This is a genomic window from Parajatrophihabitans canadensis (assembly GCF_053764775.1).
Genome location: NZ_CM132445.1, coordinates 980349 through 995007 on the forward strand (window position 1 = coordinate 980349; position 14659 = coordinate 995007).

The window sequence follows — 14659 nt, forward strand, 5'->3', positions numbered from 1 at the left end:
AATGCTAGTCGGACTGCTCGAGATTCGAGAAACCCTGCAGCAACACGCACATCTCTATTTGTTCACCGTTTTCGTCCTGCTCACCTGGGCCATCTGGCTGGTGAAGGTGGGTCTGTCCCGTCGCTACCGGCCGTGGACGGAGCCGTACTCGACCACGACCAGCGTCGTGATACCGGTGGTGGACGAGCCGGTCGAGCTGTTTCGCGATGTTCTGCAACGGATTGTTGACCAGGGCCCGACGCAGGTACTGGTGATCATCAATGGTCGCCGCAACCCCGTCCTCGAGGAGGTGTGCGAAGAGTTCCATTCGGAGATCGAATGGCTCTGGACACCGGTGGCAGGTAAGCGCAATGCCGTACGGGTAGGAACTGATCGAGCCATCGGCGACGTCGTGCTGCTCGTGGACAGTGACACGATCTGGACACCGGGAACTCTCACAGAACTGGTGAAGCCGTTCGCCGATCCGACAATCGGTGGTGTGACCACGCGGCAGCGGATCCTTGAACCCCAAAGGGGATTCCTGACCCGCTGGGCCGACTGGCTGGAGAACAGCCGGGCGTTGTACGCGATGCCGGCCCAGAGCGTCCTCGGTACGGTCGGCTGCCTCCCGGGTCGGACGATCGCCTTCAGGCGACGGGTTCTCGAGGAGGCGATGCACGACTTCATGACGCAGAAGTTCCTCGGCGTCTTTCTCGAAGTCTCCGACGATCGAACACTGACCAATCTCACGCTGAAGATGGGCTTCCGCACCGTCTACCAGTCGACCAGCCTGGTCTACACCGATGCGCCGACTCAGTTGAAGAAGCTGATCAAGCAGCAGTTTCGGTGGGCCCGAGGGAGCCAGTACAACACCCTTCGGATGTTGCCCTGGATGCTCGGCCACGCCCCGCTGCTCGCGTTCTTCTTTGTTGCCGACATCCTGTTGCCGTTCCTCTGGCTTTCGTCAGTGATCGCCTGGGTTCTCCGGGCGACCAGCCACACGGGGACGGACCTATATACCGGAATGTTGCACCTCAACGGGCGCAGTCATCCACTCATAGCGGTCATCACTCTCACTGTGCTGGCCTCGACGTTGTCGATGTGCCTTCGACAGCTGAGACACCTATATGAGGCACCCGGAGACCTCTTCCGAATGCCGCTGTTCATTCTCTTCAGCACGCTGGTCCTGATGCCGATCAGAATGTACGGCTTCCTCAGGCTCGGCCACGTAGGCGGTTGGGGAACTCGGAAAAATGCTTTCACGGCACCGGGTTCGGCGGGTGCCGCCAGCGGCCCGTCCACAGGTACCCACGGAGACCCCGTTGCCTCGGGCGGGTATCACCTTGCTCGTAAGGAATCAGCTCGTAATGAATTAGCTGGTAACGCGTTAGCTGGTAACGCATTAGCTGGTGAGGAAATAGCAGGTATGGATTCGACCCGTGAGCAGCACGAACACGGTTCAGTGGTCACCACCCCGGTGGCAACGACCGCTGCGGTAGCACATGAAAGTTCGGCCGATGGCGACCCGCGCGGCCTCATTCCCTATGTGATCGCGATCGTGATCCTTGCACTTGGAGTTGGCTACGATGCGCTTCTCTTCTGATTTCCGGCTATGGGTGGCCTCGCCCTCGGCCCGACTGCTAGCGCCGGCGTTGGTGTTGGCACTGGTGGCCATTTCGACGGCCGTATACCTCTCGCCCAGCGGCGCCAAGGGAGGTAAGGCCGCCGCCGCCGAGATAGGCGGTGCCTCCCTTTCGGCCAGCCCGAGCGCCGGCTCAGATCCAGGTCTGGTGTCGAGCTCGGCGTCGACGTCTTCGTCGAAGAAGCCGACAGCCAAGGCGACAAAGACAATCACCCGTCCGAGCAGCGCCAATATCAACCGGACGCCCACCAAGACCGAGATCATCCGGGAGTACATCGGTGGCTCCGGCTCGAGTGCGAACTCATCGTCGAGTAGCACGAAGGCAGCAACTACGGCCGCGGCCAAACCAGACAGCGCCAAGCACTGCTGGGACTTCAAGTGGCAGCAGGACGCTCAGGCCGCCTATGTGGCCAACTTGTCAGACCCGAATGCGCTCGACGGTGATGCCGGTCCGTACAACGGCGATGGCTTGGCGTGCACCGATCTGCCGAGTGACCCGAACCGGGCGGCCTCCACGCCGATCGCAGCCTACGTGCCGCCCGCGCCAACACCTGCTGCAAAGGCGCTGTTGGCCTCGCCGAAACTCAACTACTTCGGCGTCGCACAGGACGGCCTGCCCACCTCGACTCCGCTGTACAACACGGTGGATACGCAGTTGGGCAAGGCGCCGAGTGCGGTCGAATGGTTCACCGGCTGGGACACCGACTTCGCGCCGTCCCGAGTGCAGGACGCGTGGAGCCGGGGTGCGCTACCGGTGATGACCTGGACCTCGATGCAGGAAGATCCGGCTTCGACGATTCCCGCCAGTCAGTACAGTTTGAGCAACATTCTCAGTGGTAAATGGGACGCCTACCTCTACAAGTTCGCTGGCGATATCGTCCGAACCAACTTGCCGGTCGTGATCCGTTTCGATCACGAGATGAACGGCAACTGGTACCCCTGGGCGGCCGGCCAGACAGCGTGGAACAATTCGCCCGCCAAGTACGTCCAGATGTGGCAGTACGTCTGGAACATCTTCCAGAAGGTCGGTGCGAACGCTGATGTGATCTGGTTGTGGTCACCAGGCCGGATCGACAACGTCAAGCCCACTACCACCGGCAACAGCGACATCGCGGCGGACTACCCGGGCGATGCCTACGTGGACTGGGTAGGCGCTTCGGTTTACCTGCGGACCTCGAAGACCACCACCGATTACCAGACCAGCTTCGGGGCGACGATCAACAAGATCAGGACGTTCACGGCCAAGCCGCTGTTCTTCGCAGAGATTGGTGCGATCCAGACGGACGGAACTACTGACGTGACCGTAATGAAGACGCAATGGATCGCCAATACGATTGCCGGATTCCTCGCGGATCCGAGCGTCGTCGGGTTCGTGTGGTTCAACAACATCGCGACTACCAACTCAGACGGCCAACCGACCACGAACAACTGGCGGTACGACTCGTCGCCACCGGCGCTGGCCGCCTTCAAGTCAGCGATCTCCGATACCCGGTTCTCGTCGGGTGTCATGCCCGATTCCCCGAAGGGGTAGCCCATGAAACTCACTGTTATCGGCACCGGGTACCTCGGTGCGACCCATGCTGCAGCAATGGCCGAACTCGGCCACGACGTTCTCGGAATCGATGTGGACCCGAGCAAGGTCGATCGGCTCAATGCCGGCGACGTGCCGTTCTACGAACCCGGCCTGCCGGAATTGTTACAACGCAACCTCGCAACAGGCAGGCTGCGGTTCACGACTTCCTACGATGAGATCGGTGCATTCGGCGACGTGCACTTCGTGTGCGTCGGCACGCCGCAGAAGGCCGGCGAGTTCGCCGCCGATGTCAGCTACGTGGACAGCGCGGTGCAGTCGCTGCTGCCGGTGATGAAGTCGGGGTCGCTCGTGGTCGGCAAGTCAACCGTGCCGGCGGGCACCGCCGCGAGGCTGTCGGTCTCGGTGGAAGCTGCCGGCGGTGACCTCGTGTGGAACCCGGAATTCCTGCGCGAAGGTTTCGCCGTCGAAGACACCCTGAAGCCGGATCGGATCGTCATGGGGGTGGCAGATGATCGCGCCGCCAAGGTGATGAGCGAGGTTTACGAGAAGATCCTTGCCACCGGAACACCACTGATCGTGACGGACTTCGCAACCGCGGAACTCGTGAAGGTGGCGGCCAACTCGTTTCTGGCAACCAAGATCTCATTCATCAACGCGATGGCTGAGATCTGCGAGAACACCGGTGCCGACGTGACCCAACTATCGGCAGCGCTGTCCTATGACGCTCGCATCGGTGGGAAGTTCCTTCACGCCGGGTTGGGCTTCGGAGGCGGCTGCCTGCCCAAGGACATCCGGGCGTTCATGGCTCGCGCCGAGGAGCTCGGCGTTGACCAGGCCGTGATGTTCCTCAAGGAGATCGACGCGATCAACATGCGTCGCCGGTCCCGGATGGTCGATCTGGCTCGTGAGCTGTGCGACGGCTCGCTCGCCGGTATGCGGGTGGGGGTTCTCGGCGCGGCGTTCAAACCGAACAGCGACGACATCCGGGATTCGCCAGCTCTTGATGTCGCCGTCGCGATCCAACGAGAGGGCGCCGCCGTTCGGGTCTATGACCCGCATGCGATGGACAATGCGCGCCAGAAGTTTCCGATGCTCGCGTACTCACCCAGCGCGGTGGATGCGTGTGCCGATGCAGACGTCGTGCTGCATCTCACCGAGTGGGCAGAGTTTCGTACCATGCACCCGTCCGTCCTTGCCGATGTCGTTCGTCAGCACAAGATCGTTGACGGACGAAATGCGCTCGACCGGGAACTGTGGCGCGCTGAGGGCTGGCTGTATCGGGCGCTCGGCCGTCAGTAAACGGTTGACTGGAGCAAACGTCACCCGCTGTTCGCTTGGGGCTGGCAGGATGGTCGCATGGCATCCCCGATCGAAGCTCAAGTCATCCTTGCCGACGCGGCTCAGGCTGTTGGCGGCAAGGTAAGCATGCTCGGGGCGGGGTGGTCGGTTACCGGCACTCCGACCGCTCCGCAGGCTGTGGTGGGCCTGATCAAGGTCCCTTGGGATCGTGCAAACGAGCAGCTCCCGCTGCACCTGCAGCTTGTCAACGCTGACGGGCAGCCCATTGCCCTTGCCGGGCCGGACGGCTCTGCAGACCAATACATCGAGTTCAACGCGACGATCGAGGTCGGTCGGCCGCCCGGGTTGACCGCCGGAACGCCGATCGACTCGAGCTTCACCGTCAACGTTCAGCCGCTGCCGCTCGCGCCGGGTCGCTACACCTGGCGACTCGATATCGCTGGGGACGTCATCGCCACCAGCTTTCAGGTCAGCTGAGCCAGCTGGCGTTACGGCGTGGTGTGGGAGACCGGCTGAACCCGGTAGACTTGAGCTATTCATGTCGGCGCACCTTCGCCTAAGAGAAGTGCGCTGGGCTCGTTTCATCAAGATCGCCTGCCCCGACGAAAACGTCACGAACCGGGCCGATCGCCGAGACGCGCCACCGTCTCGAGGGAATTCTCTTGTCTTCGTATGCCCAGCGGCCATCCGCTGCTGCCCGCAATTTCTCTGACCGTAATTCGTCCCGCCGGGGTCGTCCGGCTAAGTCCTTCGCTCCTCGCGCCGCCCGTGGCCCGTTCGACGATCTGCCGATGACCGTGATCGATACCGACAACCTGCCCACCTTCGCTGAGCTCGGTTTGCCGCGCAGCCTCGTCCAAGGTCTGACCCGGGCCGGCATCACCACCCCGTTCCCGATCCAAGCGGCGACGATCCCCGACGCCCTCACCGGCCGCGATGTGCTCGGTCGCGCTGCGACCGGAGCGGGCAAGACTCTCGCCTTCGGGTTGCCGATCATCACGCGTCTCGCCGGATCGCCGACCTCACCTCGCAAGCCGCACGCGCTCATCCTCGTACCAACTCGCGAGCTGGCGATGCAGGTCGTCGATAGCCTCGCTCCGCTGGCACAGGCCAGTGACCTTTCGCTGCGACTCGTCGCTGGTGGATTGCCGATCCACAAGCAGATCCAGGGTTTGGTACGTGGTACCGATATCGTGGTCGCCACGCCGGGCCGCCTGATCGACCTGATCGAGCGGCGCGCGTGTGACCTGTCCAACGTGAAGATCACTGTGCTCGACGAGGCCGATCACATGGCCGACCTCGGCTTCCTGCCGGTCGTCCGACGGTTGCTCGACATGATTCCGTCCGGCGGTCAGCGCCTGCTGTTCTCCGCCACGTTGGACGGTGACGTCGCGACCCTCGTCACCCAGTACCTCGTCGACCCGGCCATCAAGGCGCTCGCGCCGGCCGCGGCCACCGTAGACACGATGGCGCACTTCGTGTTTCGGGTCGCAATGGGCAACAAATGGCAGGTCATCACGCAGATCGCGGCCCGCGAGGGTCGGACGATCCTGTTCGTGCGTACCAAGTTCGGTGCCGAGCGACTGGCCGACAACCTGATGCGGGCGGGGGTCTCTGCCAGCGCGCTCCACGGCGGACGCACCCAGGCCCAGCGGACGAAAGCGCTCAATGGCTTCAAGAACGGCACCGTGACGGCGCTGGTCGCGACCGATGTGGCCGCTCGCGGGATTCACGTCGATGACATCTCGCTCGTGCTGCACGTGGACCCGCCGGCGGACCCCAAGGACTACCTGCACCGTTCAGGTCGTACGGCGCGCGCGGGTGAATCCGGCATGGTCGTGACGATCGCCACTCCGAACGAGGAGCGCGCCGTGCGCAGTCTGATGCACGGTGCCGGTGTGCAGCCGACCTACCTTGACGTATATCCCGGTGAACCCGAGATGTTCGCCCTGGTCGGCGCCCGGGAGCCGTCCGGCGTACCGATCGTCGAGCATGCCCGTTCGGCTTCCGTCGGCGATCGCAATGGCCGCCGCGACCGTACCTCCTACGATCGGGGCCGCGACAAGTTCGCTCGCTCGAGCCATGATCGTCCGGCCGCTGGAAAGCCTCGGTCAGACAAGCCGAGTTATCAGCGCAGCGAGGGCCGCTCAGCGCGCCCGGTGTCCCGCGGCAACGGCGCGCACTCCGCGCCGGGTCGTCCGCTGGGATAACGGATGTGATGATGTGCGGTGATGACCACCGAACAGCCTGCCGTCGCGTCGGCGCACCAGTCTGTCGGCTCCGAGCCGGCAGTACCGGCCGCCGGCTCCGCAATGCAGGGCGCCTACCAGGCGGAGGCCTCCGGTGACCTCGTTGCGATGTCGTTTCCGGGTGCCCGACGCCTGGCTGGCTGGCTCTTCTGGGTCGTCTTCCCGCTGGTCTGCTTCCTCGCGCTCATCTCGGCTGTCACCACGATCGTCGGGCACATCGGTGATCAACCCAACGGTGTGCGCGGCACGTACGTCGCCAGCCGGACGTGTTCACGCGGAATTTGTCTGGTCGCTGGAACATTCACCAGTGACGACGGGCAGCTCAAAGTCACTTCGTTGCTCGGCGATCCGCGGTGGGCCAGCGGTACCGAGCATCGGGTCGTCTATGACCGCACCAGCGTCGAGGTCATCGGCCTTTCCCAGTGGGATCCGACCCCATCGGTCCTGGCTGGGCTGGGTGGGGTGACCTACCTAGGAGTGGTCGGGTACATCGTCCTGGCGGGTCGCCGTCGATCCACTCCCGCAGCCCTGATGAAGCAACCTGACGAAGACCATTCCGACTGAGCAATCCGACTGAGCAATCCGAGTGAGCAATCTGAGTTTGCACCACTTGTCTGAGCCACGAATACGAGAGAAGAGTTATGTCTAAGCACACGCTCGCGAACGATTCCGTTCGTACGTCGATCCGCAACGTCGCGATCGTCGCCCACGTCGACCACGGCAAGACCACGTTGGTCGATGCGATGTTGTGGCAGTCCGGTGCCTTCGGCGCCCACGATCACATCGACGAGCGCGCGATGGACTCCAACGATCTCGAACGCGAAAAGGGCATCACCATCCTGGCCAAGAACACGGCCGTTAAATACGTCGCCCCCGACGGCGAGAAGATGATCATCAACATCATCGACACCCCAGGCCACGCCGACTTCGGTGGCGAGGTCGAGCGCGGGCTCTCGATGGTGGACGGCATCGTCCTGCTTGTCGACGCCTCCGAGGGCCCGCTGCCGCAGACCCGGTTCGTGCTTCGCAAGGCGCTGGCCGCGAAGATGCCGGTCATTCTCGTCATCAACAAGGTCGACCGTCCGGACTCGCGAATCGCCGAGGTCGTGGACGAGACGTATGAACTCTTCCTCGATCTGGACGCCGATGAGGAGCAGATCGACTTTCCGATCGTCTACGCCTGCGCGCGAGACGGCAAGGCTTCGCTGGTGCGTCCGGCAGACGGCACGATGCCTGACTCGGAGAACCTGCAGCCGCTGTTCTCGACCATCCTCTCGACCATTCCTGCCCCCGCTTATCGCGAGGGCGCGGAGTTGCAGGCCCACGTCACCAACTTGGACGCCTCGCCGTTCCTCGGACGAATTGCCCTCTGCCGGGTCTTTCAGGGAACGATCCGCAAGGGCCAGCAGGTTGCCTGGTGCCGTCACGACGGCACGATTCAGCAGGTCAAGATCACCGAGTTGCTCATGACCGAGGCTTTGGAGCGCAAGCCGGCCGAATCAGCTGGCCCGGGCGACATCATCGCGATTGCCGGTATCCCCGAGATCATGATCGGTGACACCCTCGCGGACCTCGAGAATCCGGTGCCGTTGCCGTTGATCACGGTCGACGAGCCGGCGATCTCCATGACCATCGGGACGAACACGTCACCGTTGGCCGGACGAGAAAAGGGCTCGAAGGTCACCGCCCGGTTGGTCAAGGACCGTTTGGATCGCGAGCTCGTCGGCAACGTGTCATTGCGGGTGCTGCCCACCGAGCGTCCAGACGCATGGGAAGTTCAGGGACGTGGCGAATTGGCGCTGGCGATCCTGGTCGAGCAGATGCGGCGTGAGGGCTTCGAGCTAACCGTCGGCAAGCCGCAGGTTGTCACCCAGACGATCAACGGCAAGGTTCACGAGCCGGTAGAGCGACTGACTGTCGACTGCCCCGAGGAATACCTCGGCACGATCACCCAGCTGCTCGCGGTTCGCAAGGGGCGGATGGAAACCATGACCAACCACGGCACCGGATGGATCCGGATGGAGTTTCTAGTGCCGTCGCGGGGACTCATCGGCTTCCGGACCGAATTCCTCACCGATACCCGCGGAACAGGCATTCTGCATCACGTCTTCGAGGGCTACGAGCCATGGGTCGGCGAGTTGCGTACCCGCGCCTCCGGCTCGCTGGTCGCCGATCGGGCCGGCGTCGCGACGCCGTTCGCGATGATCAACCTGCAGGAACGCGGCACCATGTTCGTCGAGCCGACGACCGAGGTGTACGAAGGCATGCTGGTCGGTGAGAACTCCCGGGCTGATGACATGGACGTCAACATCACCAAGGAGAAGAAGCTCACGAACATGCGCTCGTCCACCGGCGACGACTTTCAGCATCTCGTCCCGCCACGCAAGCTGTCACTCGAGCAGTCCCTGGAATTCTGCCGCGAGGACGAGTGCGTCGAGGTGACGCCGTCGACTGTGCGGATCCGCAAGGTGCTGCTGTCCCAGACCGATCGCGAGAAGAGCAGGGGCCGCAGAGCCAAATCCTAGGTTTACGTTCCGCATAGTGCGGCCCGAATTTCCGGTTGGCGACAAGAAAACCGGAAACTCGGGCCGCACTATGCAGTTCTGAACTGGGGGATATGGCCGGCGAGGCGGAGGCGCCGGGCGTGCTCAATGGTTCGTTCGATGCGTCGGCACAGCTCTGGTGGCCGGCGGGCCACCGACCAGTCCCACCGCACGACGAGCAGCCCGGCATCGCAGAGTCGGGCCTCGCGCACCTTCTCATTCCACAACTCATCGTCGGTGTATTTCGATCGACCATCGGCCTCGCCCACGACGCCGAAGGCCCGCCAGAAGAAGTCGGCGCGTGCCAGAAAACGGCCGTCCGGCGCCAGCAGGGTGATCTGCTGTTCGGGCCTTACTGACAGCCGCCGCATAGCCAGCCGGCTCAACGATTCGAGGGGCGATTCGCTGAGAGGGCTGACCTCGTCCAGGAGTGCGCTTCCACTGGACAGTCCGGCCCGACCTCGGAGGCTGTGATAGAGGTCCGAGAGTTCCTCCACTGTGGTGAGACCACGATGCAATGCGTCATCGGTCGTCACCACTCCCGCGGCTAGGCCCGACTCCCTGGTCAGATCAATACAGGTCCGAGCAACGGTGGTCATCAAGACTCGTCGATCTCGCATCAGCTGCTCGGGCGGGATCGGTTGACGGTGCACATGAACGGCAGCCGGCCGGGTGCGAAATTCCGGCCGCAAGGTGACGCAGGGAATCGGGGGAGTTTCCAACAATGCAAGACCGTGCAACGCCGCTGCGGCGGCATGACTGACCGTTGACCCAGCGATTCTCAGCGCCGCGGCCGCCCCGCGTTTTCCTAGCAAGTCCCGCGACGCTTGCGGTGATGTTGGGCAGCGTGGCGGCACCGCGAACGTTCCCCGACGTGGACTGATCAGGCGTCCGGATGCCACTGCCCGAGACAACGCTGCGCGCGACCAACCAGATTCATAGGCCTGCTCGGTCGTGAAAACACCGAACTGAGAGCTCGCCTGGGGTGGAATCGTCTGCCGCATCGCAAAATGATCAACGATCTGCCAACTGACGTCCGACCCCCTGTGGAACCCGGCGCCGTCATCCCCAACCTCACCAAACGCATTGTGCGGCCCGAAGTTTCGGTCTGGTTGTCGCCAACCGAAATCTCGGGCCGCACAATGCAGTTCTGATGCAGACCGGGTGGGGTTAGAGGTTGGGGCCTTGGGTGCGGAGCTTGTCCACTTCCTCCATGGCCTCACGCAAGCTGCTCAGCCACTCGTCGGTGTGTTGTCCGACGAGGTTCACTGCCCACGCCAGCGCCTCGGAACGCGAGCGGGCGACGCCGGCGTCGACGAGGGTGTCGAGCACCTGCCGCTCGGGCTGGCGCAACCGGGTCATTACGGGGACGGACAGATGGGTGAACAGCACTCGGTTGTCGCCGATGCTGGCGCCCCAGGCGACCTTGCGGCCATAACGTGCCTCGGCCTCAAGCGCGATCTGAATCCGCTCTGAACGCGTCTCCTCGCGGAACCGGCTGATCCGACCGTCCGCTGCCGCGGCTGCTTCTTCAGCAGCCGTCTCGCCGGCGGCGACCTCTACGGGAGGAAGCTCACCGGTCACGATGATTTCTTCGCGGTCGACACTGACGTCAGCGGCGCCGGTGAACCAATCGGACGGAAGTCGCCCGGTGAACCACGCCACCGCGTCGTCGGCCGAAGGGAGATCGGCTTGCTGCCAGCCTCCGGGACGACCGAAGCCACGCCCACCGCCGCGATGCCCGCGACCGCCTGGCCCGCCTCGCGCACCGCCGCGCCCGCGACCGCCCGGGCCACCTCGATGACCTCGATGGCCGCGATCTTCTGCTGAGTCGGACTCTTCTGGGCCAGGTTGGCCCTCAGTTTCTGAAAACATGTTGTACTCCTTCATTCATCACTTACATGATTACACCGATACAACCGAACGGCAAGACGTTTCATTCCGTGAGGGTGTCTACACCCACTCTCAGGCTCTGTGGCAAATCGACTTTCCGCTGTGTAATCAAGCGAAAAATCGAACGCAAAGAATTCTCAAAAGGCCTTCGCGGGCTCGAAATCCTCGGTCTAATACCAGCACGCTCGGCGAACGGACGCCGAGTTCTGCCCAATGGAGGACTTTGTGAGAACAATGAAACGAACGGTCGCGAGCCTGGCTCTGATGGGAGCCCTCGCTGTCGGCGCGGTGGCTACGGCCTCCCAGGCAGGGGCTACGCATGGCCCGGGTACGGTCAGCGACGGCTGCACGGCGTACACCAAGCAGGTGGAAAAGGTCGGCAACACGGTGCAGGCGGTCTTTGTCTTGACTTGTCAGAGCGCCCCGGTCATGGGTGACTTCTCCATCGGGGGCCTGCTTTCGCGTCCCGGCGCAAATTCGAACAAGGTCAACAATTGCTACAACGCGCGGTCGTCAATCAAGAGCTGTTCGATTACCGTGACATTGCCCGATCCGGCCGGGGTTCAGACCTATACCGCCGCCGTCGTGCCTCTGTTATCAGAGACCCACCTCAGCTTCCCGACTCCCGGGCCCGTCGGTCGTGTCACCGCACTCACCTGCTACCAAGGTATGCAGTGCGACACCGCGCACCACGTGTTCAGATTCTGACGGGACGGGCACTGGCACCGAAAGCTGGTGGTCAGAGCCAATAAGCTGGCCGGGTGGATGACCTTCGCCCGACGATAGCGCCCGGACGTCTTGATGCCTTCGGGACGACGATCTTCGCGGAGATGTCTGCGCTGGCGATCAAAACCGGCAGCGTGAATCTTGGGCAAGGTTTTCCGGACACAGACGGGCCCGACTGGGTCTTACAAGCGGCTATCGATGCCATACGGGCCGGGCGGGGTAATCAATATCCGCCCGGCCCAGGCATTCCCGAACTGCGGCAGGCCATCGCCGCGCATCAACGATCTTGGTACGACCTGAGCTTCGATCCCGAGACTGAAGTCCTCGTCACGGTTGGCGCCACCGAGGCAATTGCCGCCGCGATCATGGGGCTGACCAATCCCGGCGACGAGGTAGTTACCTTCGAGCCCTATTACGACTCCTACGCGGCCTGCATCGCCCTCGCCGGCGCCGCCCGGCGGGTGGTCACACTCCGACCGGACAACAACAGGTGGACCTTCGACCCGGACGAGCTCAAAGCGTGCATCACCAGCAAAACTAGGGTGATCCTGGTCAACAGTCCGCATAATCCTACCGGCACGGTGTTCACCAGATCCGAGCTGAACCTGATCTCTGAGTTGGCGATCGAGCATGACCTCGTCGTGATCACCGATGAGGTCTACGAGCACCTGATCTTCGACGGGCAACACATCCCGATGGCGACGCTCCCCGGGATGGCCGATCGCACCGTCACGATCTCCAGTGCCGGCAAGACCTTCAGCGTCACTGGCTGGAAGGTTGGCTGGGTGTGCGCTCGTCCCGAACTGCTCGGCAAGGTCCGAGCCGTAAAGCAGTTCCTCACCTACGTCGGATCAGGGCCCTTCCAGTACGCGATCGCAACGGCCCTCCAAGCGCCCGCGAGCTACTACGTCGGCCTGGCTGCGGACCTGCGAGCCAAACGCGATACGTTGACGAATGGCCTTATCCAACAAGGGTTCTCGACCTTGACACCACAGGCGACCTACTTCGCCACCATTGATCTCGGCAACAATGCCGAGGCATGGTGCAGAGCCCTCCCCGAGCGTGCGGCCGTCGTAGCCATCCCGTCGCGGGTTTTCTATGACTCCGACATAGATCGCTACGTCCGGTTCGCATTTTGCAAGAAGATCGAAGTGCTCGAAGAGGCCCTGAGCCGGCTGAGCAAAGTAGCCTCGGGCGAAACGGGGGAGCGTAGCCGATGAAGGTTGCAGCGATTCAGCACGACATCGTGTGGGAAGACGGTGCGGCGACCAGAGCGCGGGTGGCACCGATGATCGCTGATGCGGCGGCCGGCGGCGCGCGACTCATCGTGCTCAGCGAGATGTACGCGACCGGCTTCTCGATGGATCCAGATCGGGTTGCCGAAGAACCCGGCGGTGAGAACGAGCAATTTCTGCTTGATCAGGCCAGCCTGCACGGCGTCTGGGTGCTCGGATCGATTGCCCAGTGGGCTCGAGCACTAGATAGCCGCGACGTTTCTGACAACGGCACGCGTCGCGCGGTGAATATTGCGGTGCTGGCAGGTCCGACGGGCCAGACCCATCGATACCGCAAGATCCATCCGTTCAGCTACGCAGGCGAACATGAGCGCTACGACGCTGGGACCGAATTTCTGACCGTGACGGTCGAGGGCGTGCGTGTCACCGTCTTCATCTGTTACGACCTGCGGTTTGCCGACGAGTTCTGGCAACTCGCTGCTGGCACCGATGTCTACGTGGTTCCTGCGAACTGGCCCGAACCTCGCCGCGAGCACTGGCGGGCACTCTTGCGAGCGAGAGCGATCGAGAATCAGGCTTACGTCATAGGCTGTAATCGGGTCGGCAAGGCCGATGGCCTCAACCACTCCGGGGACTCGGCGATCATCGATCCGCTCGGTCGCGTACTAGTCGAAGCGACGGTTGCCGAAACGATCCTGTCGGCCGAGGTTGATCCAGCAGAGGCACGCCGGGTCCGCGACCGGTTCCCGTTTCTGCCTGATCGCCGGTGAAATACCCGCGGATACTCCGGGTCACCGATCTGATTCGGACGACTGAAGCTGAGGTCAGGCAGGCCGCGGCACCATTGCCTCGTCGGGTCAGCGTTGCTCTCGCCGAGCTGACGCCGGGAGTGCTGGTGACGCTCGAGCTTCGCCGTACCTGGTGGGATCGGCGTCCTCGTGGCATGGCTCTTGCCGCTCTGCAACGGGTGCTGGACAGGATCCGGGCAACAGAGACGACGGTAGTAGTGGCAGCCGCGATCTTTTCGTACGGGCGGGTGCTGGCTGCACAGCGAAATCACCCTGCCGAGCTGGCTGGCAAATGGGAGTTTCCCGGTGGCAAAGTCGAGAAGGGTGAGTCACACGCGCGAGCGCTAATCCGTGAATGCGCTGAGGAACTCGATATTGAAGTCGTCATCGATGGCGAACTGGCAAGAAAACACCTGGATGACGGTGCACTGCTGGTTTTGCTGGAAGCGCATCTGATCGACCCGCAGGCTCAGCCGACTGCCTTGGAGCACCGAGAACTACGCTGGCTCGCGGCCGCTCAGCTCGAGGATGTCGAGTGGCTGTCTGCCAACTGGACATTTCTCGAATATGTGTCCCGCGCATTACAAATGCAGGCACGAAGGCCGTAGCACCGAACTTCACAAAAACCCGCGGCCATCTTCAGTGACTTTCCGCCAACGACGGGGTATTTAACGATTCCTTAACGGTTTGGCCTGAAATCGGTGTCAATCACGCGCGTTCCATAACGATTGAAGGCTCGGCGGCATCTTTTTTATGGCGGTGCGGACATCA

The 14659-nt window shown here is 62.9% G+C and carries 13 protein-coding genes and 1 pseudogene; 11 read left to right on the forward strand and 3 right to left on the reverse strand.

Annotated elements, in window-relative coordinates; all coding sequences use genetic code 11:
* The first annotated feature begins 1 nt into the window (after position 1).
* The 7 genes from ACSMXN_RS04750 to typA all read left to right on the forward strand — a co-directional run bounded on the left by ACSMXN_RS04750 (position 2) and on the right by typA (position 9228).
* Entirely contained in the window at positions 2 to 1582 is a 1581-nt protein-coding gene (locus ACSMXN_RS04750; RefSeq protein WP_022913433.1) for a glycosyltransferase family 2 protein, read from the forward strand.
* Positions 1566 to 3152, forward strand: coding sequence for a glycosyl hydrolase (locus ACSMXN_RS04755; RefSeq protein WP_081649115.1), 1587 nt, complete (start codon positions 1566 to 1568; stop codon positions 3150 to 3152). The genes ACSMXN_RS04750 and ACSMXN_RS04755 overlap by 17 nt, the downstream gene beginning before the upstream one ends.
* Before the next feature lie 3 nt (positions 3153 to 3155).
* The gene (locus tag ACSMXN_RS04760) at positions 3156 to 4454 is read left to right on the forward strand and encodes a UDP-glucose dehydrogenase family protein (protein WP_022913435.1); all 1299 of its coding nucleotides are present in this window, start codon (positions 3156 to 3158) and stop codon (positions 4452 to 4454) included.
* A 57-nt stretch (positions 4455 to 4511) separates the two neighbouring features.
* Positions 4512 to 4931, forward strand: a complete 420-nt coding sequence (locus ACSMXN_RS04765; protein ID WP_022913436.1) for a DUF6941 family protein — start codon at positions 4512 to 4514, stop codon at positions 4929 to 4931.
* Positions 4932 to 5245: 314 nt separating this feature from the next.
* Positions 5246 to 6664 carry a DEAD/DEAH box helicase gene (locus ACSMXN_RS04770; protein WP_022913437.1) on the forward strand — a complete coding sequence of 473 codons (1419 nt, stop codon included), beginning with the start codon at positions 5246 to 5248 and terminating at the stop codon, positions 6662 to 6664.
* Between the two features lie 21 nt (positions 6665 to 6685).
* Entirely contained in the window at positions 6686 to 7267 is a 582-nt protein-coding gene (locus tag ACSMXN_RS04775; protein ID WP_022913438.1) for a hypothetical protein, read from the forward strand.
* 77 nt (positions 7268 to 7344) lie between these two features.
* A complete protein-coding gene (gene typA, locus ACSMXN_RS04780) occupies positions 7345 to 9228 on the forward strand; it encodes a translational GTPase TypA (protein WP_022913439.1) in 1884 nt (627 codons plus the stop codon).
* 68 nt (positions 9229 to 9296) lie between these two features.
* On the opposite strand, the gene ACSMXN_RS04785 is transcribed toward typA, so the two are convergent.
* From ACSMXN_RS04785 to ACSMXN_RS04795, 3 genes and pseudogenes are all read right to left on the reverse strand, one after another.
* A complete protein-coding gene (locus tag ACSMXN_RS04785; protein WP_455407800.1) occupies positions 9297 to 9845 on the reverse strand; it encodes a hypothetical protein in 549 nt (182 codons plus the stop codon).
* A 264-nt stretch (positions 9846 to 10109) separates the two neighbouring features.
* Positions 10110 to 10250: pseudogene (locus ACSMXN_RS04790) on the reverse strand (type IV toxin-antitoxin system AbiEi family antitoxin domain-containing protein); the annotation flags it as partial.
* A gap of 166 nt (positions 10251 to 10416) precedes the next feature.
* A complete protein-coding gene (locus ACSMXN_RS04795; protein WP_455407696.1) occupies positions 10417 to 11121 on the reverse strand; it encodes a hypothetical protein in 705 nt (234 codons plus the stop codon).
* A 243-nt stretch (positions 11122 to 11364) separates the two neighbouring features.
* On the opposite strand from ACSMXN_RS04795, the gene ACSMXN_RS04800 reads away from it, so the two are divergent.
* From ACSMXN_RS04800 to ACSMXN_RS04815, 4 genes are all read left to right on the forward strand, one after another.
* Positions 11365 to 11847 carry a hypothetical protein gene (locus ACSMXN_RS04800; RefSeq protein ID WP_155958379.1) on the forward strand — a complete coding sequence of 161 codons (483 nt, stop codon included), beginning with the start codon at positions 11365 to 11367 and terminating at the stop codon, positions 11845 to 11847.
* Between the two features lie 53 nt (positions 11848 to 11900).
* Positions 11901 to 13085 carry a pyridoxal phosphate-dependent aminotransferase gene (locus ACSMXN_RS04805; protein WP_022913444.1) on the forward strand — a complete coding sequence of 395 codons (1185 nt, stop codon included), beginning with the start codon at positions 11901 to 11903 and terminating at the stop codon, positions 13083 to 13085.
* Positions 13082 to 13870: a carbon-nitrogen family hydrolase gene (locus ACSMXN_RS04810; protein WP_022913445.1), complete on the forward strand. Its 789-nt coding sequence runs from the start codon at positions 13082 to 13084 to the stop codon at positions 13868 to 13870. Before ACSMXN_RS04805 ends, ACSMXN_RS04810 begins: the two co-directional genes overlap by 4 nt.
* 173 nt (positions 13871 to 14043) lie before the next feature.
* On the forward strand, positions 14044 to 14496 hold the full coding sequence (locus ACSMXN_RS04815) for an NUDIX domain-containing protein (RefSeq protein ID WP_081649126.1): 453 nt from the start codon (positions 14044 to 14046) through the stop codon (positions 14494 to 14496).
* Positions 14497 to 14659: the final 163 nt, after the last annotated feature.

Excerpts from the sequence above, each read along its gene's own strand:
- ACSMXN_RS04765 (WP_022913436.1), top strand. The coding sequence starts at position 4,512 with ATGGCATCCCCGATCGAAGCTCAAGTCATCCTTGCCGACGCGGCTCAG.
- ACSMXN_RS04795 (WP_455407696.1), bottom strand. The coding sequence starts at position 11,121 with ATGTTTTCAGAAACTGAGGGCCAACCTGGCCCAGAAGAGTCCGACTCA.
- ACSMXN_RS04755 (WP_081649115.1), top strand. The coding sequence starts at position 1,566 with ATGCGCTTCTCTTCTGATTTCCGGCTATGGGTGGCCTCGCCCTCGGCC.
- ACSMXN_RS04750 (WP_022913433.1), top strand. The coding sequence starts at position 2 with ATGCTAGTCGGACTGCTCGAGATTCGAGAAACCCTGCAGCAACACGCA.
- ACSMXN_RS04770 (WP_022913437.1), top strand. The coding sequence starts at position 5,246 with ATGACCGTGATCGATACCGACAACCTGCCCACCTTCGCTGAGCTCGGT.
- ACSMXN_RS04760 (WP_022913435.1), top strand. The coding sequence starts at position 3,156 with ATGAAACTCACTGTTATCGGCACCGGGTACCTCGGTGCGACCCATGCT.
- ACSMXN_RS04775 (WP_022913438.1), top strand. The coding sequence starts at position 6,686 with ATGACCACCGAACAGCCTGCCGTCGCGTCGGCGCACCAGTCTGTCGGC.
- ACSMXN_RS04815 (WP_081649126.1), top strand. The coding sequence starts at position 14,044 with ATGGCTCTTGCCGCTCTGCAACGGGTGCTGGACAGGATCCGGGCAACA.
- ACSMXN_RS04810 (WP_022913445.1), top strand. The coding sequence starts at position 13,082 with ATGAAGGTTGCAGCGATTCAGCACGACATCGTGTGGGAAGACGGTGCG.
- typA (WP_022913439.1), top strand. The coding sequence starts at position 7,345 with ATGTCTAAGCACACGCTCGCGAACGATTCCGTTCGTACGTCGATCCGC.
- ACSMXN_RS04785 (WP_455407800.1), bottom strand. The coding sequence starts at position 9,845 with ATGACCACCGTTGCTCGGACCTGTATTGATCTGACCAGGGAGTCGGGC.